24 protein-coding genes are annotated in these 21,687 nt (G+C 52.3%); 2 read left to right on the forward strand and 22 right to left on the reverse strand.

Translation table 11 applies throughout. The features are described from left to right. Positions 1–51: 51 nt before the first annotated feature. Positions 52–585 (reverse strand): glycoside hydrolase family protein, encoded by a 534-nt coding sequence (locus DW896_RS05065; protein WP_005807116.1) that lies wholly within the window; start codon positions 583–585, stop codon positions 52–54. Beyond that, entirely contained in the window at positions 582–2,768 is a 2,187-nt protein-coding gene (locus DW896_RS05070; RefSeq protein WP_005807115.1) for a type IV secretory system conjugative DNA transfer family protein, read from the reverse strand. Before DW896_RS05070 ends, DW896_RS05065 begins: the two co-directional genes overlap by 4 nt. Positions 2,769–2,919: 151 nt before the next feature. On the opposite strand from DW896_RS05070, the gene DW896_RS05075 reads away from it, so the two are divergent. Both DW896_RS05075 and DW896_RS05080 read left to right on the forward strand, forming a co-directional pair. Next, the gene (locus DW896_RS05075) at positions 2,920–3,639 is read left to right on the forward strand and encodes a DUF6088 family protein (RefSeq protein WP_005816027.1); all 720 of its coding nucleotides are present in this window, start codon (positions 2,920–2,922) and stop codon (positions 3,637–3,639) included. Next, positions 3,636–4,628, forward strand: a complete 993-nt coding sequence (locus DW896_RS05080) for a nucleotidyl transferase AbiEii/AbiGii toxin family protein (RefSeq protein WP_005807111.1) — start codon at positions 3,636–3,638, stop codon at positions 4,626–4,628. Before DW896_RS05075 ends, DW896_RS05080 begins: the two co-directional genes overlap by 4 nt. Before the next feature lie 48 nt (positions 4,629–4,676). On the opposite strand, the gene DW896_RS05085 is transcribed toward DW896_RS05080, so the two are convergent. The 20 genes from DW896_RS05085 to DW896_RS05185 form a co-directional block, all read right to left on the reverse strand. Continuing rightward, positions 4,677–5,348 carry a DUF1566 domain-containing protein gene (locus DW896_RS05085; RefSeq protein ID WP_005807109.1) on the reverse strand — a complete coding sequence of 224 codons (672 nt, stop codon included), beginning with the start codon at positions 5,346–5,348 and terminating at the stop codon, positions 4,677–4,679. An 8-nt stretch (positions 5,349–5,356) separates the two neighbouring features. Next, positions 5,357–5,869: a hypothetical protein gene (locus tag DW896_RS05090; RefSeq protein ID WP_005807106.1), complete on the reverse strand. Its 513-nt coding sequence runs from the start codon at positions 5,867–5,869 to the stop codon at positions 5,357–5,359. Further along, a complete protein-coding gene (traN, locus tag DW896_RS05095; protein WP_032534606.1) occupies positions 5,866–6,717 on the reverse strand; it encodes a conjugative transposon protein TraN in 852 nt (283 codons plus the stop codon). The genes DW896_RS05090 and traN overlap by 4 nt, the downstream gene beginning before the upstream one ends. Before the next feature lie 46 nt (positions 6,718–6,763). Continuing rightward, a complete protein-coding gene (locus DW896_RS05100; RefSeq protein ID WP_005807102.1) occupies positions 6,764–7,543 on the reverse strand; it encodes a site-specific DNA-methyltransferase in 780 nt (259 codons plus the stop codon). Then, on the reverse strand, positions 7,540–7,893 hold the full coding sequence (locus tag DW896_RS05105; RefSeq protein WP_005807100.1) for a hypothetical protein: 354 nt from the start codon (positions 7,891–7,893) through the stop codon (positions 7,540–7,542). The genes DW896_RS05100 and DW896_RS05105 overlap by 4 nt, the downstream gene beginning before the upstream one ends. 14 nt (positions 7,894–7,907) lie before the next feature. After that, positions 7,908–9,053 (reverse strand): conjugative transposon protein TraM, encoded by a 1,146-nt coding sequence (traM, locus tag DW896_RS05110; RefSeq protein ID WP_005807097.1) that lies wholly within the window; start codon positions 9,051–9,053, stop codon positions 7,908–7,910. After that, positions 9,050–9,439 carry a hypothetical protein gene (locus DW896_RS05115; RefSeq protein ID WP_005807095.1) on the reverse strand — a complete coding sequence of 130 codons (390 nt, stop codon included), beginning with the start codon at positions 9,437–9,439 and terminating at the stop codon, positions 9,050–9,052. Before DW896_RS05115 ends, traM begins: the two co-directional genes overlap by 4 nt. Before the next feature lie 12 nt (positions 9,440–9,451). After that, a complete protein-coding gene (gene traK / locus DW896_RS05120) occupies positions 9,452–10,066 on the reverse strand; it encodes a conjugative transposon protein TraK (protein ID WP_005807093.1) in 615 nt (204 codons plus the stop codon). 6 nt (positions 10,067–10,072) lie between these two features. Then, positions 10,073–10,465 (reverse strand): hypothetical protein, encoded by a 393-nt coding sequence (locus DW896_RS05125; protein ID WP_005807091.1) that lies wholly within the window; start codon positions 10,463–10,465, stop codon positions 10,073–10,075. 42 nt (positions 10,466–10,507) lie between these two features. Next, positions 10,508–11,641, reverse strand: a complete 1,134-nt coding sequence (locus DW896_RS05130) for a hypothetical protein (RefSeq protein ID WP_005807089.1) — start codon at positions 11,639–11,641, stop codon at positions 10,508–10,510. 21 nt (positions 11,642–11,662) lie between these two features. Further along, positions 11,663–12,421 carry a DUF5045 domain-containing protein gene (locus DW896_RS05135; RefSeq protein WP_005807087.1) on the reverse strand — a complete coding sequence of 253 codons (759 nt, stop codon included), beginning with the start codon at positions 12,419–12,421 and terminating at the stop codon, positions 11,663–11,665. A gap of 18 nt (positions 12,422–12,439) precedes the next feature. Beyond that, entirely contained in the window at positions 12,440–13,165 is a 726-nt protein-coding gene (locus tag DW896_RS05140) for a hypothetical protein (RefSeq protein WP_005807085.1), read from the reverse strand. Further along, positions 13,162–15,693, reverse strand: a complete 2,532-nt coding sequence (locus DW896_RS05145; RefSeq protein WP_026314711.1) for a hypothetical protein — start codon at positions 15,691–15,693, stop codon at positions 13,162–13,164. Before DW896_RS05145 ends, DW896_RS05140 begins: the two co-directional genes overlap by 4 nt. 11 nt (positions 15,694–15,704) lie before the next feature. Then, positions 15,705–16,184, reverse strand: coding sequence for a DNA-directed RNA polymerase subunit alpha C-terminal domain-containing protein (locus DW896_RS05150; protein ID WP_005807080.1), 480 nt, complete (start codon positions 16,182–16,184; stop codon positions 15,705–15,707). A gap of 11 nt (positions 16,185–16,195) precedes the next feature. After that, a complete protein-coding gene (locus tag DW896_RS05155; RefSeq protein WP_005807078.1) occupies positions 16,196–18,901 on the reverse strand; it encodes a helicase HerA domain-containing protein in 2,706 nt (901 codons plus the stop codon). Between the two features lie 104 nt (positions 18,902–19,005). Then, a complete protein-coding gene (locus DW896_RS05160) occupies positions 19,006–19,302 on the reverse strand; it encodes a hypothetical protein (RefSeq protein ID WP_005807076.1) in 297 nt (98 codons plus the stop codon). Between the two features lie 12 nt (positions 19,303–19,314). After that, on the reverse strand, positions 19,315–19,692 hold the full coding sequence (locus DW896_RS05165) for a DUF4134 domain-containing protein (RefSeq protein ID WP_005807074.1): 378 nt from the start codon (positions 19,690–19,692) through the stop codon (positions 19,315–19,317). A gap of 49 nt (positions 19,693–19,741) precedes the next feature. Then, positions 19,742–20,065, reverse strand: a complete 324-nt coding sequence (locus DW896_RS05170) for a DUF4134 domain-containing protein (protein WP_005807072.1) — start codon at positions 20,063–20,065, stop codon at positions 19,742–19,744. Position 20,066: 1 nt separating this feature from the next. Beyond that, positions 20,067–20,522: a hypothetical protein gene (locus DW896_RS05175; protein ID WP_005807070.1), complete on the reverse strand. Its 456-nt coding sequence runs from the start codon at positions 20,520–20,522 to the stop codon at positions 20,067–20,069. Positions 20,523–20,768: 246 nt separating this feature from the next. After that, on the reverse strand, positions 20,769–21,656 hold the full coding sequence (locus tag DW896_RS05185; protein WP_005807068.1) for a toprim domain-containing protein: 888 nt from the start codon (positions 21,654–21,656) through the stop codon (positions 20,769–20,771). Positions 21,657–21,687: the final 31 nt, after the last annotated feature.

Consider the following 21,687-nt stretch of genomic DNA (forward strand, 5'->3'; position numbering starts at 1 on the left):
TTCTATCCTGGAAAATTGACGGAAATACACCGAAAGATTCTCCCTTCTTTTTTACTCTTCAAAAAGCAGCAGATATTCCACCTTCCTTCTCCGCTCGATGCTCGGAACTACCTTGCCTTTATAGCAGCGGAAGGAAATGTACTCCTTGTAAATATCCCTGTTTCCGGCTTCCAGTTTTTGTATCAGCTTGCTTTTGGGAAAGTCTTTGCTACCTAAAAGCCGGTACGGGCCTACCTGGTAGGCAAGACACGAGAGCAACGTAGAATCACGCCCGAATCTGCTGAACAGACGGCAAAGTTTCATCATGTCCGCTCGCAGGATGGAGTCTCCCTGAGCTTTTGTGATGTCGTTGGTAAAACTCTCTCCGGGAAGAACCTTATGACCCCATCCCACATAGGGCCAATGTTTTTTCTCACCATGCCAACCCTCATAGTATTTCGTGCATCTGATTGCCCTCTCCAGCGGTGGCAGCTTGTATATGGACAGTTGGGCAGTTCCCGTTTCTGTCCCATGCCTTTCCTTCCCATAGACTGTTGCCACTGCAGATACCAGCAGTATGATGACAAACATCCTTACGTGCTTCATTTCGCACCCCGTTTGTTCAACACATCCTTGATCATCTCCTTCACGTCCTGACCCACCTGCACGAAGTTCTTGTACAGGATGCGTTCCCGTTCCTCCCTCGATTTGAAGGTGTAGAATCTCGGCAGCGGCACATACGCGGCTTCCTCTTTCTTTATCTCTCCCATATCGAAGTCCGTCTTGCAGAAAAACTTTGTGGTCTTGAACTCTTCCGACTCCTGAATGTTCATCGAGCCGCCTACGCCGGTCTTGGTTTTCACGAAGTCCCTCGCTGTCTGCCCGCATATCCATCCCGTTGCCATATCGGAAATCTTTGATGCCGGCACCAGACTGTCCATGTTCTCGTTCAGGTTAATGCTGGTCTTGTCACGGTCAATGGTCACGCCCTTCTTCACTTGCACGACCTTACCGAAAATGTCATTCGACAGCCATTCCAGTGTCTCTTTCGAGCGGGCCGAACCGCTGACCACGTTACCCACGGTCGTGATGATCTTCTGCATACCTACCTTGCCGTAGTCGGCCTCCAGCTGCGGCAGCTCCTGGAATCCCAAGGTCACGCTCACCTTGTTGCTTCGGGCAGTTCCTATCAGTCGGTCTATCTTGTGGAAATACAGCGTCGGCAGCTCGTCCACGATGATGCTCACCGGGATGTTCTTCCCTTGGCCTGTATTCACTCGGGTGACAAGACGGTTCAGGATAAGGGCGTTCAGCGCACCGATAATGCTCTCCATCTCCGGGTCGTTGGCGATGAGCAGGTAGCTCGGGTTCTTCGGATCGCTCACCTTCAGGTCAAAGTCATCCCCGTCACGGTGGAATATCCAGTACGATTCCTTGGTCGCCAGACGGGACGTATAGACACGCAGCGTACCGATCATACCTTCCAACTGCTCCATGGCCTTGTTCCTGAAGGCAGTCTGGAACGGCCCGAGCAGCGGTGCCACCTCGTTGTCAGTCTCCAGTACCTCAAAGATGGTCTGATAACTTTCGTTCAGGAACGATAATATGTGCGGCATGTCCGAATACTTTCCCAGCCAGTAGGCCGGCTCCACGATGTTGCCGCCCTCTTTGTCACGCACGACTCCGGTCGGCTTCCAGAATTTGGTTTCCGGGTCCTGACGTTTCTCCGCATACAGCATGTTTCCGTCCTTGTCATACGGCTCCCGTTCGTAATTGACAAAGAAATAGATGCAGGCAGCAAGGAAGTTCACAGCGGATGTCTGGAAAAACTGGTCGCTTCCGCCGCCACCTTCCTTCTTGCCCTTCTGCAATGACTCGAGCAGGGTTTCCGCCGTCTCACTGGCTGCCGCCAGGTTGTTGATGTATTTTGCCTGAATAGGATTGACACGACGGCTGTATTCCACGTCCACGAAGTTGATCATGTTGAACTTGCACCCCTTGGGAACTCTTCCAAGTTTCTCGTTCAGCTTGTAATGGTAGTAAAGTTTCGTGGCAAGTGTCGGGAATTTATAGTCATATACAACCATGGCAAACCCCTTGGCACTGTGCTGACGGATGAACGGTTCAATGATACTGAATGTTTTACCCGAGCCGGGAGTTCCCACGACCCACGTCCCGCGGAAAGGGTTGCTGATACTGACCCATCCCTTGCGGAACTTCCCCTTGTAATAGTAGCGCATCGGGATATTCACGCTGTATTTGTTCTCCTGAATCTCTTCGCTCTGCTCGAAACTCTCGTTCTCGAAGTTGAAGCGGTCCTTCATCAGGCCCTCCTTGATGAACTTGGAGATATTGTCCAGGGCTATATGTACCAGTATCACTCCCACGAGCGAAGCCGCCATGTATAGGATACGGTTCAGCGGCAGCGTATAGAGCCGCATTTCCATCGGATGTCCGAACAGCCATACGGACAGGACAAGCAGAAGCAGTCCGCCGGTCAGGGGAAAAATCACCTGCTTGCGGGCGTTGAACTCCAGATGCTTCTTGTTCCTCGTACCGATACAGGTGATGCAGATCAGCAGTATCGTGGCTATCTTGCTGTACACGAGATGGCCGTCCTGATAGATCGTCCATCGCTTGATACGTCCGTGGATGTCAGTCAGTATGCCGCCCCACTGGTCGAATACTGCCGGGTCAATGGCATACTCGAAGAACTCCAGCAGAACCGACACATAGACGACTGCACGGAATATCTTGTAGAATCCTTGTAACTCTTTGCTTTCTTCCATTTTTTATAGCTTTTTTATTGGGTTGTGGTTCTGATCGCCTCGGATATTGTTGGACTTGATTATTTTGATTCAGACGAAAATAAATGTCATGTTTTTGCAGTAAAAAACAAGACTTTTCTTATATTTGCATCCGGAACAAAACGATTCGATTATGGTGATTACTAAACAGGTACAGGAAATACTGGACGCCACGCCTCCGGGCAAGGTGCTTACCATTGCCGATTTCAATGTGCTGCCGGAGTACCAGCCTGCGTTGGTCAAGGCACTCAGCCGTCTGGTGGCAGAAGGCTCTATCTGCAAGATTGCCAAAGGACGGTACTACAAGCCTAAACAGACGGTGTTCGGCACATTGAAGCCTCCGGTGGCAGAGGTGGTCAAGGACCTTCTGGAACGTAACGGCAAGCCAATCGGCTATATGACCGGTACGGCAGCATTTGCGCAGTTGGGGTTGACGACACAGATCACATCGGCCATTACGATAGGCACGAACAAATACCGCCGGCCTATGAAACGGGGCGAATACAGCGTGTCCTTCCTTGTACAGCCTAATGCAATCACACGGGAGAACATTCCTCTGCTGCTGATCCTTGACGCGCTCAAATTGCTCCGTGAGATTCCGGCAACATCACCTGACGATTGTGTGCGGGGCGTTGCTCGGCTGATAGCCGCTCTGTCCGAAGGCGATCTGGAGAAACTGGCGGACCTGGCCGAAAATTACCAGCCGTATGTCCGGGCATTGCTGGGTGCCATTCTGGACAGTCTTGGAGCTGACACCCGACAATTGCGTGCGACACTCAATGGGGTCACGACCTACAAACTTCCTGTCACCGCACAGGCTTTACCCACCAAATTAAAATGGAACATCGTATGAGACTACACGAGAATCAGCAACTGTTTGCCGATGCCATAGAAGCGGCTGCACGTCCGGTACAGGACGGCGGACTCGGCATCAAGAGTATCTTTATCGAGAAAGACTATTGGATCTGTCGTTCGCTGTCGCTTATGGCTACCGGAGACAAGGATAATCGTGCCATTTTCAAGGGCGGAACTTCCCTGACCAAGGCCTACGGCATCGGGGCACGTTTCTCCGAGGACATTGACGTGGCCATCGCCGAAGCATGGACACTGAGCGGAAACCAGCTAAAGAACCTCATACGCCGTACATCGAAGAATATGACAGCCGGACTGGAGGAACTGGTCATCCCCGGCATGACAAGCAAGGGATCGCATTACCACAAGGCGTTTTACACCTATCCACGGGCCATAGATACGGAACAGGTCGGAGCAATCCGGGCTGGGCAACTCCTGGTAGAAATCAACAGTTTTGCCAATCCATATCCTTTCGAGCGGCGTTCTCTCTGCAGTTTCCTGACAGAGTTCCTGCAGGCTACCGGCAACAACCGTATGATAGAGGAATACGGGATGCAGCCGTTCGAGGTCAATGTGCTTGACCGTCGCCGCACGCTGACCGAGAAATTGGTGTCACTCATCCGATGCTCGCTGGCCAATCTGTATATGCCGCAGTTGACGGCCAAAATCCGTCATTTCTACGATCTGCATCATCTGCTGAAAGATGAAGAGTGCCTCACGTATCTTCATAGCGATGCTTTCCCCGAAGATTTCAGGTCACTGCTCGAACACGACCGGCAGAGCTTTGACAAGCCCGAAGGCTGGCGTGACCGGCGACTGGAGGAGTCCCCGTTGATGACAGATCTGCCGCAGGTTTGGGGCAACTTGCAGACAGTTTACATGGGTGAACTCCCGGATTTGGCATATCGTGCCATTCCGGCCCCCTCGGATGTCGAGGAAAGCATACGTCGCTTGATGGCATTACTGCGTGAATTCGGCTCTGGTTTGTAATCGTATGTTGTCCAACAATGTCAAAGAACGCAATCGTATATCTCTGGTTTACCGGTTGATGGTTATAATCGGGCGTACCTTGTGCGCCTGTGTCTTGGGTGTTTCCTGTATGGCTCCGCTGCCCATCGAGTAAAGCCAGGCTTTTGCCGTTTCCTGTTCGGCCACTTCCGTGGATGTCCAGTACCAGCAGTCGCCGTCGGTCAGGGGCAACGGATCGCCCCCGCACTGTTCGATGACAGGATTTACCGTTTCCCGGATAGTATATAGCAGACGCATCTGTGCCACCGACGGAACGTATGCGCTCTGCCCGTAACACCAGAGGTCAAAGACCGCTTCCGCCATCGGCGAAGCCGTTTCCTTCGTTTCATATAGAGCGAATGTATTGGCATTGCCGTCATGTGCCGCGAGGTCCGCAGATGTGCCTTGGGCAATACCGAGGCTGTCGGCAAATGCCTGCGGGGTGATGTCCCACAGGTAAACCGCGTAGCCGTTTCCTTCCGCACCCTCATGCTGCCGGGTGTCGAACACGACGGCCACAGCCTTTTTCCCGGATTGCTGGTATTCCGTGTAGGACAAGGCCGTTCCGTCCTCGCACAGGACATGTCCCGGGCGGACAGCCGTGTCCGGTACGTCTATATGCGCGTCACAACCTGTCACGGCGACTGCTGCGACAAGTACCGGTACGAACCGGCTCACCTTTCTGAAAATGTTCTGTTTCATCTTTTCCCTTATTTTATCGGTAGTTTCACACCAAGGGCTACACCTACCCGAAGCAGATCCGCGCCCTTTATCATCAAATCACTCTTCGCCTGCCAGTACAGCGTCCATCCGGACCGCAGCACGTAATTGTGCTCGTAACCGAAATGCAGGCCGCCCAGGAACTTCTTCGTGTCGCTTCCTGCCGAAGCTCCTATACGCAGGTTGCCGTAATGATTGCGGCCCCGTACCACGCAAGGCTTGTATGCCACGCCAAAGCCATAGGTGCGGTAGTTGCGCCAGAAGGATTCCGGACAGATATGGCCGCACGGGCCGCATTCGGCCCACTGCAGGTAGCCGTTGGCAAAGAACTCCCACGCGTGCCGGTAGTTCATTTCATGTTCGTATGAAAACGTCACGTCCATACCGTTCCTGTAAAGCAGCCCGACCCCCAGTGAAAGACGGCCGCTGTTGCGTTGTGCGTTCGCGCTGAAGGCAAGGCACATGCAGGCAAACATCAGAATCAGAGTCTTTCTCATAATCATTCCTCCTCCAGCAGGTCAGCGTTAAACGAATCGGCAGACAACACATCCTCATAATCGATGTTCAGGCTGATATTGCGGCCGCTGATTTGCTTTTCCGTCATTTCGACAGTCAGCAGCTTGTCGTTCGGGAAGGTCATCTTCTTGATGACAAGCACATTCCTGTAGCCATGTCGGAATGTCTTTCCCGGTTCCAGTATCATCGCCGGAGTAAGCTCGATAGTCTGGGCGTTGGTGGCCTTGGCGAGTTTCTTGTCAACGAGCTTTACCCTGATCTCATCGATGTCGAAACGGATGTTCGTCTTGTTCTCTATGGAAAAGTCTATGAAGAAGTAGTCCCCGACAGAGTATATGTTGTTCAGGCGCATCACCATACGGTGTGCCTTGGTGGCCACATTCCTGATTCTCGCCGGAGAGTTCCAGATCCGTCTGGCAAAGCGCGTCATCTCGGCGGTTGACATCGATACTGCCGGATTGTTGTAGGCGTTGCGCTCGTGAGGGAGTATCTCCTTGTCCGTTACGGCTTCCTTAAGCCGTGTGGTGTAAACCAGCGCGTATTGCGTGCGGTAGCGTTCCGTGATGACGGTCACGATGGCAATCACCTCGCCGTCCTCGTGCCCGGCTTCTTTGGGTTTCAGCCGTACAATGTTGTCCAAAGGCTGGTCGCCAACCACCTTGTCGGTGGAAATGTCCACCATGCGTACCGGCTCCGATGCCGTGATGACGGTCGTCACCTGTTCGTTGACCGTCAGTTGTTCCATTTCCTCGTAGGTCGTCTGCGCCTGTGCATTCCGCGTTCCCAGCAGTCCGGCTGTCAGAAGAAATACCGTTCCGATTTTCTTGAGATTCATATTCATGTCGTTGATTGTTTATATTCCATTTGTTTTTCTTTTACCCTTATGTCGTCGTATGTATTCGCTCCAGTTCTTCCCGGATACGGAGTTCGGCGATGTCGCAGTACTCCTTCACGGTCTCGAATCCGATATAGTGCCGTCCCGAACGGATTGCGGCAATGGCAGTCGTTCCGGACCCGATGCAGTTGTCCAGCACGGTGTCCCCCTCGTCGGTGTAGGTGCGTATCAGGTACTCGACCAGTGCCACAGGCTTCTGGGTCGGATGATAGAATGCCCCTGTCTTGTGTTCTTTCGGGATGAAAATGACCGATGTCGGATATTTGTTGTCCGCCATGCGTACCGGTACCAGCTTCATCTCCCCGTAGCACCGGTTCGTGAAACTGCCTTCCGTCATGCTGCGTCCATGGTTTCTCCTTTCGGGAGGGCACGGTGTCATCTGCGGATGATACACGGGCTGCTTCATGTAGAACACCAGAATGTCCTCATGCTGGCGCAACGGCATCCGGTTGGCATTGAGATGGCCCGTAACACGGTCCTTCTGCCATACGAGGTTATAACGCCAGATTCCCGGTTGGGAAAGCATGAGATGCGCGGAGAATATTCCCTGGGCGAACAGGATTATCGGACTGTCCGGCTTGATAATCCTACGGTACTGCTCCCACAGCGGACCGAGGGGTATCTGCCTGTCCCAACATGCTGACCGGTTGCCGCGGTTCAATACACCGTAAGGCAGGTCGGCGATGATGGCATCGACGCTTCCCTCCGGCATACGGCTCATGCCTTCCAGGCAGTCCATGTTGTATATCTTGTCCGTCTCTATCATATCGCGTTGTTTTTCGGCCCTCCAAGCTGCAGGGCACTCGCCCAAGTACAACGTCCCTTCCGGTTTTCCCGGACCTCACACTCCCAGAAGGTATTCATCTCCGCGTGCTTGAAATTGACCGCCCCGTCTCCCGGCCCGTAAAAGCCGGTGTATTTCTGGAAGGCGAACAAGGCGATTTTCCGCCCGTCCTCTGCCAGAAAGTTGCATATTAGGGCGAAGCGTCCACCTTTCTGCCACCATTGGGTACTCACGAGTTGCCCGACGAATGTTTCGGCCTTGTCGGGAGCGAGGAAGTCATCGTAGTAAAAGCCGTCCGTTCCCTCATGTAGTTTTGAAATATCTGTTTCCATTGTCTCGAACCTTTTTATTTCCTTTTTTCCTGACCATTGACCAGATAGACGAAAGTCCCGTATTTCAGCTTGACCTTGTTTTTCTTGATGGCCTTGCTGATGGCGTTGCTCGTCTTCTGGTAAGCGTTGTTCACCGCCTGCATTCCCCATTGGGCGAGGCTGTTCCCTGTAGTTCCGGTACTCATGCTCATGTTGCCCGACATGGCACTGCTGGCCACATCCTTGCTCGTTTCCCGGAACTGGCTGTTCGGTACATACAGGCCCTCCATACCGTCCGTGTCATAAAGCGCGAGACTGACCTTCACAAGCTCGTCGTCCACAAGGATGCTGTTGATGTTTCCCTTGACACGTCCGGACGAGAAGCCGCTTACCGTGGCGTACAGGTACGTACCCCGTTTCACTACGCACTCGTCTATTTCCACGTCATCCAGCAGGCGCAGCCTGATGCGCGAGCCGTCCACAGCCTTGATGTCCTCGTCTATGATGGCCTGGATCAGCTTCGGTTCACGGGCATCCTTCGCCAGCGTGTTGAAATAGTCCGAGGTGGTCTTCACCTTGCGGACTACCGCGCTGGGCGGTTCGTCTGCCGACGGTGCTTGCACCGGACGTTTCTCCTCGTCGATGGTGCCGGCCTCCGGTACATTCTGCGGCGGAACGGTGTCCGTGGTATCCGCCTCTTCAGGGGGCATCACCATGTTCTGTCCTTTCAGCCGTGCTTCGGCAAGGGCCTTTTCCAACTCCGCGAGTGCTTCCTGTTCACGCTCTTTGGCGGCGGCAATTTCCGCTGCCGCTGCTTTTTCCTGCTGTTGCTCATCGAGCAGGGCGATGTCATCCTGCGTGTATTGTGATTCATATTCTTCCTTGTTTTCATCAGGTTCGTCTCTTTCTATGTTGCCGACCGCCGAGTAGTCCTGTATCTTGCCCCACGATTTCTCCATGTTCTCGTATTTGCTGCCAATGCCGTCATCCTTGATCTGCGCTTCCGGCAGTTCCGGATTCAGGAATTCCGTTGTCTGCAGCGTCTTGTCCGGTATATCCGCCGTTTCAGTATGAAACAGGTCGAATATGAAGTAGGACGCACCGAGCAGAGGGATATAAAGAATGGCAGGGAGCATGTACTTCGGCTGTCTGAAATTGATTTTCTCAAATATCTTTTTCATGGCAAGTCTGTTTTGCTACGGTTTGTATTTCCTGTCCCGGTTTCCCTCAGTTCCTCTTCCTGCAACATCCTGTGCCGCTCCCTCAATACCGAATCCTGCATCTCTGTCGCTGTCCTCTCCGCCGGCTGGTGACGATATACCACTGTTATACGGTAGATGTTCCATGCCAGCCCGCCCAGCACGAAAGCGAACACGATGACCAGAAAAAGAGTACGGTGCACGTTGGCAAAGCCCTGCACCTTGGCTGCCGCCTTGTCTATACGGGTCGCCTTGGCAAACTTGCGTCCGGCTTCCACATCACGCTCATAGCGTTCCTTGTACTTCGGATCATTCCTGTCAGGCATCTTTTCGCCCAGCAGCATCCGTCTGAATCCCTTGATGTTCATATCCTTGATTGTTTAATAGTTGCTCTTGCTTTTCTGTTCTATATCCTTGTTAAGGAGAGTGCGCCAGTTCACTATCAGCAGACCGTGAGGGTTGTTCTCCGTTCTCGGTACACGCTTGAGCTGACCGGCTGTCACCAGCTCACGCATCAGGATGTTGCTTCTGCGTTCGATTCGCTGGCGGCCGTAATAGGTGAACTCCATGGTGCTCTTGTCAAAGCGGATGCTGTCACAATAAATCGAGAACACGGCACTCGTGCCGAGGATGTTGGAGTAAAAACCTTTCTCCTTAAGAGTGTTATATTGCGCCAGACCTGTTTCGTCCACCAGATACATCGCCTTTTCCATCGTGTATTTGATGTATTTATCATCAGGCGGCAAGGTGAAGAAATAGTGGTGGAACATCTCCACATGGCTTTTGGCTTCCACATCGAGCGTTTCCTCCATTGTGGTGCGGTTGACAAGAATGGGCACGTTGCCGTCCAGCACGTACACCTTTTTCTGTGCATCCGACACCATTGTCCTGGCTGTCCAGATGCTCGATACGCTGATGATGACACATCCCACGAGAAAAGCCGTGCAGATAATGCCCACCAGCCGTATCTTGTTTTCCAGATGCTTGATAATCATATCGGTTTATTGTCTTATTCTATTCAACTTCATTACATATTCATTGTGCAGCATCGGTATGATTGCTCCGTATGACTCCTTTTGGAGTTTCTCAAACTCCTTGGTGGTGATTTCCGTATAAAGTCTCAGTATGACTATCTGCACAAACACCCACCAGATGCCACGCCTGCGTTTCGATCTGTTTTTCTGCAACTTGGCGAGTTGCAGGCGATAGGTCAGATAAGTCGTCAGTGGGACGAAATACCGATCATCCAGGTCAAAGGCATCGTCCAGTTCCTTGTACTTCTGGTCGGGACGTTGTTCCGATACATGACGGATTTCTTCTTGTACGCGCATATTCACATAGTTCACGAACCGTCTGTCTTGATACCATTCTTTGATTTGTTCTTGTACGTTCATACTTTTTTATTTTTAAGGATTGTTGTTTATATGTTTTTTATCTTATCTCATGATTGCCCCGATACCGCCTGTCGCTGTCATCTTGGCCTGCTGTGCCACGCCTTCTCCAAAATTTCTCGTACTGAAGGCCGTGTCGCCCTCCGGTATCATCCACGCCGCAAGGTCAGGTACAAGGTTCAGACATTTCAAGGCTACAATGCTTGCCGCCATCAGATAACCGGCGGAGAAGAAACTGTTCTGCAGGTAGGCCGCCATTGTCTGCTCGCTGGCCGTGATTGCGGTCAGGTTTTCCACCTGGATGCACAGCACGATGTCGAAAAGGAGCAATACATAGAAGCCCACGAAGTAGAGCATGGCCCCGTAGAAATGTACCGTCAGGTAACGTGTCAGCCATTTTGCCCAGGAACCTTCCCATTTCGGCAGCAGAGAGAACGCCCATTGCAACGGGCCGAATATCGTCAGCATACCGAGCAATATCTGCTGGCAGTAGATCGTCGCCCACCAGCCTATGCGGAACACGACAAGGGCAATCAGCATGATGATTTTGTCTATTCCCACGACGACACCGGCCGTCAAGGAGGTGAACCACAGTTCCGCCGCATCCTTTTCCATGCTGGTCACTTCATCCACACCGGTCTGTTCCATGGTCGCCTCGATAAGGTTGGGGTCTGATGTTCCCGTGTGGGCGACATCCGCCTGTGCCTGCAGGCTGTGGTACATCGTGTCCCTTACGTGGATGAGCTGCTGCACTTCCTCGAACTTGTCCGCTATCTGTGTGGCTTCCGCCTCGTACAGGTCATGCGTGTACGAACCGATGCAGTTCGGGATGTAGGATAGGAAGTCCAGAAAACACCAGTTGCTTCCGCTGCCGGCCATACCCGTGTCTGCAGGCGGATACCACCAGCAGAGAACGATGGAAACAGCCAGCGGTCTGAACAGCTTCATCACATCCAGCGGCTCATGCTTCACCATCATCTTGTAGGCCATACCTGCCGCCATGACAAGCGAGAACAAGGCGGCCAGAGCCATGCACATCTGCAGTATCCACCAGAACGGCCCCTGCGAACCCGTAAACGTCGCGTCCGTGAGGAACTCGTTCGTTTGAAAAATCACATCGTCAATCTCCTCCTCAAGAAGATTGATACCGAAATCAGTGAGTATATTTCCGTCTGCCATTTGCCGTCTGTCTTTTTAGTTTCACCTGTTTACACTCTCTTCACCGTCACCTCCGGAACTGCCGCCCGACTGTGAGCCACGCACCGCGAGACGCGATTCGTTCCAGCGGCTCATGGCTTCCCTGATGACGCTGCCTTTGTCCAAGGTACGGTCCGAGGTCGCGTTCAGCAGGTTGCTCGTCAGGGTGGCATTCTGCCGTTTGGCGAGATAGCTGACAAGAATCTCATTCTGCTGCACCACGTCTTCGTAGATTCGCAGATACTCTTTCTTCCGCTGCGCATTGGGCATATAGGCATCCCTGGTAGCATCAATGGCGCACTGGAAAACATGGTAGTATTCCGTCCAGCGTTCCCTGTCCTCCGGGGTGCCCCCGGCAGGAAGGATACGGTCGATGTTACGCTTCATCCTTTCCATCTGGCCGTTGATCTTGTCACCTTCGGCAAGCCAGGCGATATCAGCCTGTCGGTCTGCCACGTTCAGGGCCTCTATTTTCGCGCGGCTCACCAATGCCGAATCGATGGATTCGGCTTCGTCCGTCTGGTTATAGAGGTTGATGCCGGCTGTCGTGCGGAACCCCAGTTTGTTCTTTGCCGCTGCCGATTTCTTGTATTTGTTGTGTAATGCCCAGTAGTACAGTTCCGGCGTGAGGGAGCCCGCACCGGTTTCCATGACCGTAATCTGGTTCTGCTTCGGCGAGTCGTGGTTATAGGTCACATACTGCGCCTGTGCCGTTGCTGTTGCAATGATCGCAACCGTCATGAGCATGAGTTTTCTGTTCATCTTTTTTCCCTTTTATCGTTAGTAATCCAGCCTTCCGGAGTTGCGCCAACGTCCGAAGGCTCCTTCAATTATCTCCTGTTTGGTATGTTCACGGTATATCTTCGACTTCCAGTAGCCGATTCTTACCTGTATGTATCGCCAGGTCTCCATATAGGCCCGGTTCAGATGCCGTTCGATGTCGTCCAGAGACCTGTTCACGGCCTCCAGCACCATCAGCAGATCCGAAGTGGAGCAGGCCGCCGCTCCCGTGGCATACAGCGCCAGGTCGCTGACCGACTTGTAGAGTTGCTCCCCGTCATGGGCTATATCCCGTATGGCTTTCTCGTTGATGGTGATGAGCAGGGCGTCGGAGGGTTCGATGCGTCCGCGTTTCAGCACCTTCTCGTGAAATGCCTCCAGCATCGACTTGTAGTCCGCTATCCGGTCACTTACCGTATTGTAGGTGTTCTTTGCGTTCAATACCGTGCGTAACGACTGGTACATCACATCAATGACATCAAAGGCACGGGTGTACCGGTCAAGGTCGATATTCAGTTCCTTGTATTCGCCGACCTCCTTGCGGCTGTATTCGTGCAGCAGCTGGTTGCTGTACTCAAGGGTACTTCGGGCCAGCAACAAGCTACGCTGCTTCTTATGGTCATTGATATAGGCTTCAACGGACACCACGTCGAATGTCCATTGTGCTTTGACGACATCAGGCAGGAGTGCAAGCAGCACTATGGTTATCAGCAAGGCCCGTTTCATGGTCTTTCCTCCTTTCTCCCGCTTCGCAGGCTACGGGCGTTTTCCACCCAACGGTCATGGCATTCTTCCACGAGAGTGAGGCGTCGCCCTTCGTCCATATTCAGATCCGGAAGGACATCCTTCAGCACGTCGATGATGCTGCGCTTGTAATGCATCATCTTTTCCAGGGATACCAGGTCGGCGTATATCTGCGTAATCCGGGAATCCACTTCACGCGCGATTTCAAGACGGTCACTTGACCACAGCAGGTGGTACACCTCTCCGGTAGAGGTATCTTCCATCGGGGTGGTACGGGCATATTCCGTCGTGATCTTGCATGACGGATGCTCCCGGGCGATTTCCGCGATACGTTCATTCACGATCCGCTCTTTTTCTTCTTCCGGAAGGTCCGGGTCGAATGTCAGCACGTCGGCCACATACGTGTCGGTGTATTGCGAGGTCAGTTCCCAGCTGATCTGTACAATGGCACGGTGAATCTTGATGCCGAGGAAGTATTTCGGCTTGCGTGCTATGCTGATGGTTGCCTTGAAAGTTATCTCGCCGTCTATATTCGGCATGGTCGCCTTGCGGACGAACGTGTATCCGTTCCACGAACCGCCGTCCTGCCACGACAGACTGTAGGCAGTCTTGCAGTCCTGCATGATGGCCGGGATACGGTAGTAGTCGTCCGTCGGCACGTCATTGTCGTTTGCCGCTTCCTGCTTCGCATCCGCGTATTCCTTCTGTTTCTTCTGCCACTCGGCCAGTTCTGCCTTCAACTCTCCGATACGCGTCAGGTTGGCGTTGTACTGCTGCCTGTAAACGGCAGCATCCTCCACACTGGCCTCGGATATTTTCTTCAGCAGCTCCTTGTTCTCATCCTCCAGTGCCTTGATCTGTGATTGAAGCATGGCTACCTGGTTGTCTGCCTCCCGTATCAGCTCATCCAATTCCGAAAAGTCAAGTTCATTTTCCGTCACGGAGGTCTGCATGGAGCAATCCTTGGTATGGGCATTGGGTGAACCGCCGCATTTCCTGCATTTGTACTGGGTCGAACCTTGGCCCAGAGTAGCCCCGTCCGAGCAGGTGACGCTGATGGTCACGCTCTCGCATCCTTTAAGTTTGGCGGCATCCGTTGCCTGATAGTAGTTCCACGCGTCGGAAGCTATGTAATAGACATAGCCGTCCTCGTTTTCGTTGAATTCCGACAGACGGGCATTGAGCTGCGCCTTGAAGGTCTCCAGATCCATAGTGTAGGAATCGAATATCTCTTCATACACGATTTCCTCATGGTTCCAGCTTTTCTTGACATGTATCTCGTAGGCGTAAGCCTTCTTTGTCTGCTTGCCGCCGCGGCTGATGATGTAGGCGTTCTGCCAGTAGTTGATGCTGTAAGTGTTGCCGTCATTCTGGTTGTTGAGCTGCTGTACACGGTTTCTCGACCATCCGGCATATCGTTCCGAGTTGGAGAGAGCCTGTTCCCGCTGCGAGGCATTGGGATAAAAACCGGGGTCGCTCGTTTCGAAACGGGTCCACTCACCGCCGTTCAGGATGCTGTTGTCGTCCGTGGGCGGGTAATAGTCACACAATGACACGCTGCCCTGGTCACGTCTGGCGATGTACCAGCGCTGCGTGTAATAAGTCCCGGCTTCGTCGTCTATATAGTCACTGATCCAGCCGGCAAGGTCGTAATCCCCGAACTCGAACAGGCCGGCCACGTTGTCAGGACCGCCGATCTTGTCCAGCAGCAGGTTCCCGATACCTTGTTCCGCTTCCTCGAACAGGCCGGAGTAATGGTCGTACAGGTTGGCAATCTCGCTGACCTTGCCCGAAAGCAGGTTATGGAACATACTTTCAGGCAGCAGGGCATCGCCGAGATTACCCGCACCGGCCGTTGCCAGACCGACACCCAGATTGTAGAGATTGTCAAGGTCGCTTTGCAGGTTCTCCCGTGTAAAGCGGTCAGGAATCCGGGAAAAATCGTCCAGCATCCGCTGCCAGTCTATACCGCCCAGTTCCGAAAGTTTCAGCAGAGGCACGACCTCGCTGTTGATCTCCAGAAAAGCGATGTCCGAGAACGAAAGTGTACTGTTTGTCACAACGCTTTCGAACTGCATACACAGGCTCTTCGTCTCATCGCACACCTTCATCAGGTAGCTACCCCAGTGGATCGCTGTCTGCGGGGAGTGAAGCATCTGCTTTGCCACCACCCAGATTTTCGGTATGATCTTGTCGGCCACCATGTGGTAGATACGGCGGTAATAGTAGTTTTCCGTGCTGCTACACCAGATACCGAGGTCCGAGAGTGCTTTGTGTTCCAGAAATTTGGAAGAGAAAATTCCGGCTGCCGCCACCTCCGCCGCCGTATAGTGCTTCAGGATGTCATCGACCTGCTCACGGTAGTAGCTTTCAGCCACGACCTCCGTACCGAACGCGGCTGCCATTGCCGCCACGGTACGTGCGTCATAGTTCACGCTGTAATACTGGGCGTGGACATGCTGCGTGAAGGCAAGCAGCAGAACTGCAAAGACAAGTGACAGTCGCTTCATGTTCATTCTGTTCAACGGTTGAAAATATTACCTCTCCGCTTGCTGCGGTTGTTCTTCTCAGGTACTCCCTGCAGGGCCAGTATCAGCTTCTCTGCTTCCTCCATAGCCTCGTATGGGGACAGACCCCTGTATCTGACATACAGGTCTCTGGCTACTTCATACCGGCGCTGGTCCCACTTGACCTCCTCCGATTCCTCGAAACGCATGATGGTAGTGACGTCTTTGTCATCCTCGGTTTCAAATCTCATATATGCGTCCAGATCCTCTTCGGTCATGCCCAGTCGCAATCCGAAATTGCCCAGCATTTCTTCCATGTGCGCGATGCTCCTTTCCCCCAAATGGCGGAAATGAAGCAAGTCCCAGTTGCTGTGCAGGCACAGTTCCCGGATGGTGGCAATATCGTGGCTGTTGCACACGTTGCGGATGCGGAGAGCGTAAGGCTCAACACTGAACAGTTCCGCTATAGGTCGGTCTATATCAAATTTTCCCATTGTATCTGATTTTATTGTTTTGCTTTCAGGTTCAGTACCCGTCCGGCCTCGTTGACCTTCTGGGCGAATGTCAGGGACTTGCTGATGCCGCTGGCATCCCAGTCCCGGCAATAGGCTTCGATGGCTTCCTGATGGCTGCACCGGAGCTCCCTCTTGTAGAGTTTCAGGGCTTCCTTCTCAGCACGTTCGGTCGTGTAGGTCATGTAGCATTCATGCGGCTCTTCCACGCCATACACGCCGCTTGTCGTTCCCCTTCGTATGAATACCTCCCGGAAGAACGAACGGCCGTCCTTGTTGTCCAGACGGTTGATCGTGAATATCTTCTTGCAGTCAACATCGGTGAGCCCGAGAATGGCCTTGATGGTGTCGAAACGCTCCTTGAACTTGCTTTGGTCAAGCAGCATCACCACGTCGCTGTTGTTGATGATGGCCTCTTTAACGATTTCACTGCCGATGATGTCCTGTATCTCCTGTGTCACAACGCCCACGCTGGCCCAGAACTTACGGGCCGTCTTGTACATGAACTTGATGTACTCGGCCATCAGCGGACTGGCAATGGCTTTCCAGGCTTCCTCGATGACAAGCACCTTGCGGTTCTTCTTGATTCGCATCTTCTGCAGGAACACGTCCATGATTATCAGCGTGACAAGCGGGAACAGCAGCGGATCATCCTTTATACTGTCAATCTCGAACACCACGAAGGTCTCGTCGAACAGCGAACTGTCCATGTTCTCGTTCAGGGTCTTTTCATGGTTGCCGCCCCTGTAGAAGTCCTTCATCATGTAGCGGTAAGTCGAGAGGTCTATGCCCGAAATGTGGTTCTCGTGACAGATGTCCGGAATACGCTGGACGGAGTATTCGTAAAATGAATTGAACGAGAGTTCTTCCACCTTCAACTCCTTGCGCCTGCGTTCCATTTCGTCTATCATGCACTCGATACGGCTGTTCCGTTCCTGCTCGCTTTCCTCACGGTTCCCGTCACGGTTGCGTTCGTCTATGGCGAGGCTTTTTCTCAGGTCTTCCCGCTGCATGGGCGTGAAGCCGTCGAAGCCGTTGAAATACGCATCGTAATAATCGGTGATTACATTTTCCACCAGACGGTCTTCCGTCTTCGTGACTGTTCCCTGCGTGCCCTTCCAGATCAGCAGGACAAGATTCTTTAGGAAGCCGGTCTTTTCCACGTTCATCTCTTCCTTGTGGATACGAAACGGGTTCATCGTGATGGGGCGTTCCTCCGTGTAGCTGATGTACTTGCCTCCCAGATACTCGCACAATCCCTCGTAGGAGTTTCCGGTATCGACCATTACGATGTCTGTACCCTGTTCGTGCAGCTGGCGCACGACAGAGTTCATGTGGAAGGATTTCCCGGAACCGCTCGGCCCGAGGGCAAAAAAGTTCGAGTTGTCCGTCAGCTTCTGTCTGCCTTCCTTGCCGGTGATGTCGATGGCGACAGGCACTCCCTGGCGGTCAGTGTAATAGACTTTCACCGGGGTGTCTTCGCTGTGCTGCACACGTTCCTTGTACATCAGGCACATCGCCGCGTCCGATAGGGTCAGGAACCGGTCATACTCTTCATTCAGGCTGTAGCAGTTGCCCGGGAACGAGCCGACGAACAGCTCCAGCTGGTTGTAGGCTCGTTTGGAAATATGGATTCCCATTCTACCGAAAGCATTCTCCAGATGATTCGTACACTTCTGCAGGTCCGTATCGCCGGACACGGCCACTATAAGGTTGAAATGGCTGTACACGAGCTGCTTGCTCTCGCGGGCAATCACCTCCTGTACACGTTTTATGTCTTCGACCGCTGCCTGGTTGCTCGGGTTGGGAATGCTCGCGTGCCGGTTCTTCTTCTTGTCCAGCAGCGAAAGTTCACGCTTCTGGTTGGGAAGGAAGATGACCTGGTTATAGACCACTGTATCGGCATTCGGAATGCTGTCAATGGCCGAGACAAGATCCACGGGCATTTCCGTGTTGTTCACTTCTATATTGGTATAGGGTCTGATCATCGAAGGCAGCGAGATGCAGTCCACGTCCACGAGACTGTACACCTTGCAGCGCTTGTCACCCATCGAGACGCTCTCGTCGTCCGACTTGAAGTTCGTCATCGAGATAATACGGTCCTTGAAGTTCATGGCGAAATACCGGTCCACGTAATCGCTTGCCTCGGATTTGTTCAGGAAACGCGCCTGCACGCCGCTGTCCCGCAACTGGTCCTGTACCTTGCGGATCTTGACAAGGAAATCACGCCATTTCTTGTTGTCGAACGAGAAAAGGCGGCTTTTCCTGGCTTCCTGCGTGATGGTCAGGTAACACATGCTGTCCGTGTACGCCCTTCCCTTGAAATACCGGAAATACGATTCAGAAAGGAACTCCTGCTTCCCGGTATCCTCGTTGACAAAACGCTTCCTCACGAAGATGTCCTGCTTGTGAATGGCATAACCTTCTCCCAAGGTCAGGGCAAGGGCGGAGAACAGATGCGTGAAATCGTAGTAGCTGTCTATGTTCGCCGAATACTTCTGTACCGGATTCTCGATCTTCAGCATGGCGGAATATTCGCCCGTCTTGGTGTACAGGACACCCACGCCTTCCGTGTCTTCCACCGAGAAATAGATGTCCTGGAAGATACGCTTGCGCTTGCCTCCGGTACCGAACGCATGGACGGATATGGCCATACCCGCGCATAAGGCAACGAAAATCAGGATAATGTATAGGGTCATTTCAATATACGTTCAATTAAATAGGGGTAGGCCCGTATCTCATACGAACCTACCCGCGTTCAACATTCAATATAGCCACACATTGCTGTGATGGTTTAATTTTGTCAGACCTTACGCGAGTAGGCATAGACGAACACGCCTCGGTCCGTTCTCTTGCTGTGCAGACCTTTCCGCTGCTTGAAGATGATTAGCACGATGCCCACCGACAGAATGACTGTCAGCGCGGCCAGTCCGGCCACGAATCCGGCAAGGCAGTAAGCGGCTATGAAGCCCGCGATGGCTCCGCCTGCCGTTCCTGCCGCCCAATAGATGTAGCGGCCCTGCAATCCCATCACTTCAAGAGGACGTTGCAGCCCCTTGAACAGCGGATAGTCCGGATAACGTGTTTCCTTGCTTTTCATCCCTCGGTACTTTTATGCGTCAATGCCGAAAAACAAAGGAAGAGCCTGTGCTGCTGCAATCAGGAAAAGACATGCACCAACCACCATCATGATCTTCTTTTTGACATCCTGCTCTTCGTTGTTCATGGCGATGTAAACGGAGATGGCGCCGATAATGGCGACTACACCGGCGATGGCATAGCAGAGCTTGACCATGACTGGTACATACTTGACAATTTCCTCCGCCACGGTAGATAGTGCGGTAGTACCGGCTGAATAGTCGCCGGCCGTACTCTGGGCCATTGCCGTGGTACCAGAGAACAAAGTGAGTGCAAGCATCTTCACTTTGGTGGAAACACCTTGGATGAATCCTTTTGCCTTTCGGCACATTTGTTTTACTTTCTGAAACATACTTGATCGTTTTTGAGTTAATATTTATGTATTGGATTGTTAAACAGCCTTATATGCGATAACCGAAAAATGCCGGAAGTACGATGGAGGCCCCGATGATGAACAGGCACGCGCCAAGCAGCGATAAAAAGGATTTGACGATGCCGTCCTCTCCAGTGTTCATCTTGATGTAGATCTGGAAGGCGGACACGATGACCAGAACGGATGCGATGGAGTAGCATATATACAGGACATACAGCATCATCGTGACCACGAAGTCGTGCATCGTGGCCAGCGCATCCGCTCCCCAGCTGTAGTTCACGCTGCCGCTCTTGGCGAAAGCCGCATAGGGTACAAGAATTAACAGGCATACTATCTTTTGCTTAATCGACATGCTACAATTTGTCTTTAATTGGTTTCCAGGCCATCTCCGGACGATTTTCCAGTTTGCCCCTGGAAAGCATCGCCTTGTACATTTCATCTGCACTGAAGCCATCAGACAGGTAGGGCGTGGTTTCCTCCATCTTTTCCTCCGCCTTGGCTTTGAGACGCTCCAGTCTTTCTTCCGGGGTCTCCTTTGTCTCCGGCTTTTTGTCCGCCGGCTTCTGGTCGGTGGCAGAATCGCCGCCTGATGCTGTTTCAGTATCGTATTGCTCGTTGCCGACACGGAACCCGGTTTCACTCTCGCTCACGGCAACACTCTCTTCGTCCTCCAGTGTGCCGAGGTCGAAAACTTCCTCCTCTGTCTTGCCGGTTCTCCTTTTTCCATAGAGATCCTGCATAATGATGACCGCGTAATAAATGAGGTACGCGACCGTCAGAACAATGGCAAAAATGAAATATGATCTCATATCTTTTAGTATGGATATTGAATTTTGTATTAGTTTGATTTCACAAATAAAAAAGGAGAATTTCGAACTACGAAATAATTGTGTATTAAACGGATGTTTTCTTTACAAGATTTATATCGATTTTGAAAATCGTACTATAAAATCGTACTATATCGCCTTAATGAACGGGAAAAATGAAGAAGTCAGGGCATAAAAAAAGCCCTCCGTTCAGGAGGGCTTCCATTGGCAGATTCGCTTTTTTTTAGGTCAGCGTTTCTTGCCTCGCAAGCAATCATTCAGATCCTTGTATTCGCTATATCGGACAGCTTCGTTGCTGACCCGTTCGCCGTATAGTCCGGCTATGGTTTCCACGGTCTTTTGCCCGGCAAGGTCGTTGTCGAGATAACAATGTATATGCAGGTATCTCTGCAGGTACATCAATGCCTTTTTCAGGTTGTTTACGGAGTTCATGACAAGGTAGTCGCAAGGCTGGTCTATACAAATGGTCCAGTTGCATGACTGCTTCAATGTCAGGTAAGACAGAAAGTCCATGAACCCCTCGAACACGCAGACCCGTTCCTGTATCTCTCCGCACTGATGTCCGATCAGGGAGATGTCCTTGTTCTTGATACATCCTTTATAATAGGCGTTGCGCATTTCATATCCGCCCGAAACATTACCGAACGCGAGGGCAAAATAATGCCGGTCACGCAATTCATAATGGATTTCCTTGCAGAACATACGTCCTATGTCAGCATCTATTTTCCGGGACTGAAGGTAAGAGTATAACGCGTGATGCCGTAACGGGACGACAATCAGATTTTTCATATCCGATTCCACGGGACGGGGCGGAAGAGCCTGGAAACGGACTTTCGGCAAAGGCATATCGCTGGAATGCCGCCCGATGTATGCCAGTACCTCGCTTACACTTTCAGTCTGGTAAAGGTATTTACCCAATTCCACGAGGTCGCCTCCGGTGGCCGCCCCAAAATCATACCATTCGTTCAACCGGTCATTGACCTTGAACGACGGCGACTGCTCATCCCTTAACGGCGAGAGATACCAGTACTGATCCGATTTAACGTATTGCGCATGGTGGCCGAGCTGCGCCAGAAAGTCCACTATGCGTACCTGTTTTGCTTCTTCTATAGTCATGGCTGTTTTCTTTCACTTGTTCACACGGAAA

It is taken from the genome of Bacteroides sp. AM41-16 (assembly GCF_003603495.1).
In the GTDB taxonomy this organism is placed as follows: domain Bacteria; phylum Bacteroidota; class Bacteroidia; order Bacteroidales; family Bacteroidaceae; genus Bacteroides; species Bacteroides uniformis.

Coding starts and splice junctions, on each gene's coding strand:
- DW896_RS05125 (WP_005807091.1), bottom strand. CDS start 10,465: ATGAACGTACAAGAACAAATCAAAGAATGGTATCAAGACAGACGGTTC.
- DW896_RS05155 (WP_005807078.1), bottom strand. CDS start 18,901: ATGACCCTATACATTATCCTGATTTTCGTTGCCTTATGCGCGGGTATG.
- DW896_RS05080 (WP_005807111.1), top strand. CDS start 3,636: ATGAGACTACACGAGAATCAGCAACTGTTTGCCGATGCCATAGAAGCG.
- traN (WP_032534606.1), bottom strand. CDS start 6,717: ATGAATCTCAAGAAAATCGGAACGGTATTTCTTCTGACAGCCGGACTG.
- DW896_RS05185 (WP_005807068.1), bottom strand. CDS start 21,656: ATGACTATAGAAGAAGCAAAACAGGTACGCATAGTGGACTTTCTGGCG.
- DW896_RS05090 (WP_005807106.1), bottom strand. CDS start 5,869: ATGATTATGAGAAAGACTCTGATTCTGATGTTTGCCTGCATGTGCCTT.
- DW896_RS05075 (WP_005816027.1), top strand. CDS start 2,920: ATGGTGATTACTAAACAGGTACAGGAAATACTGGACGCCACGCCTCCG.
- DW896_RS05160 (WP_005807076.1), bottom strand. CDS start 19,302: ATGAAAAGCAAGGAAACACGTTATCCGGACTATCCGCTGTTCAAGGGG.
- DW896_RS05140 (WP_005807085.1), bottom strand. CDS start 13,165: ATGAAACGGGCCTTGCTGATAACCATAGTGCTGCTTGCACTCCTGCCT.
- DW896_RS05145 (WP_026314711.1), bottom strand. CDS start 15,693: ATGAAGCGACTGTCACTTGTCTTTGCAGTTCTGCTGCTTGCCTTCACG.
- DW896_RS05165 (WP_005807074.1), bottom strand. CDS start 19,692: ATGTTTCAGAAAGTAAAACAAATGTGCCGAAAGGCAAAAGGATTCATC.
- DW896_RS05130 (WP_005807089.1), bottom strand. CDS start 11,641: ATGGCAGACGGAAATATACTCACTGATTTCGGTATCAATCTTCTTGAG.
- DW896_RS05135 (WP_005807087.1), bottom strand. CDS start 12,421: ATGAACAGAAAACTCATGCTCATGACGGTTGCGATCATTGCAACAGCA.
- traK (WP_005807093.1), bottom strand. CDS start 10,066: ATGATTATCAAGCATCTGGAAAACAAGATACGGCTGGTGGGCATTATC.
- DW896_RS05175 (WP_005807070.1), bottom strand. CDS start 20,522: ATGAGATCATATTTCATTTTTGCCATTGTTCTGACGGTCGCGTACCTC.
- DW896_RS05070 (WP_005807115.1), bottom strand. CDS start 2,768: ATGGAAGAAAGCAAAGAGTTACAAGGATTCTACAAGATATTCCGTGCA.
- DW896_RS05085 (WP_005807109.1), bottom strand. CDS start 5,348: ATGAAACAGAACATTTTCAGAAAGGTGAGCCGGTTCGTACCGGTACTT.
- DW896_RS05150 (WP_005807080.1), bottom strand. CDS start 16,184: ATGGGAAAATTTGATATAGACCGACCTATAGCGGAACTGTTCAGTGTT.
- DW896_RS05115 (WP_005807095.1), bottom strand. CDS start 9,439: ATGAACATCAAGGGATTCAGACGGATGCTGCTGGGCGAAAAGATGCCT.
- traM (WP_005807097.1), bottom strand. CDS start 9,053: ATGAAAAAGATATTTGAGAAAATCAATTTCAGACAGCCGAAGTACATG.
- DW896_RS05170 (WP_005807072.1), bottom strand. CDS start 20,065: ATGTCGATTAAGCAAAAGATAGTATGCCTGTTAATTCTTGTACCCTAT.
- DW896_RS05100 (WP_005807102.1), bottom strand. CDS start 7,543: ATGATAGAGACGGACAAGATATACAACATGGACTGCCTGGAAGGCATG.
- DW896_RS05105 (WP_005807100.1), bottom strand. CDS start 7,893: ATGGAAACAGATATTTCAAAACTACATGAGGGAACGGACGGCTTTTAC.
- DW896_RS05065 (WP_005807116.1), bottom strand. CDS start 585: ATGAAGCACGTAAGGATGTTTGTCATCATACTGCTGGTATCTGCAGTG.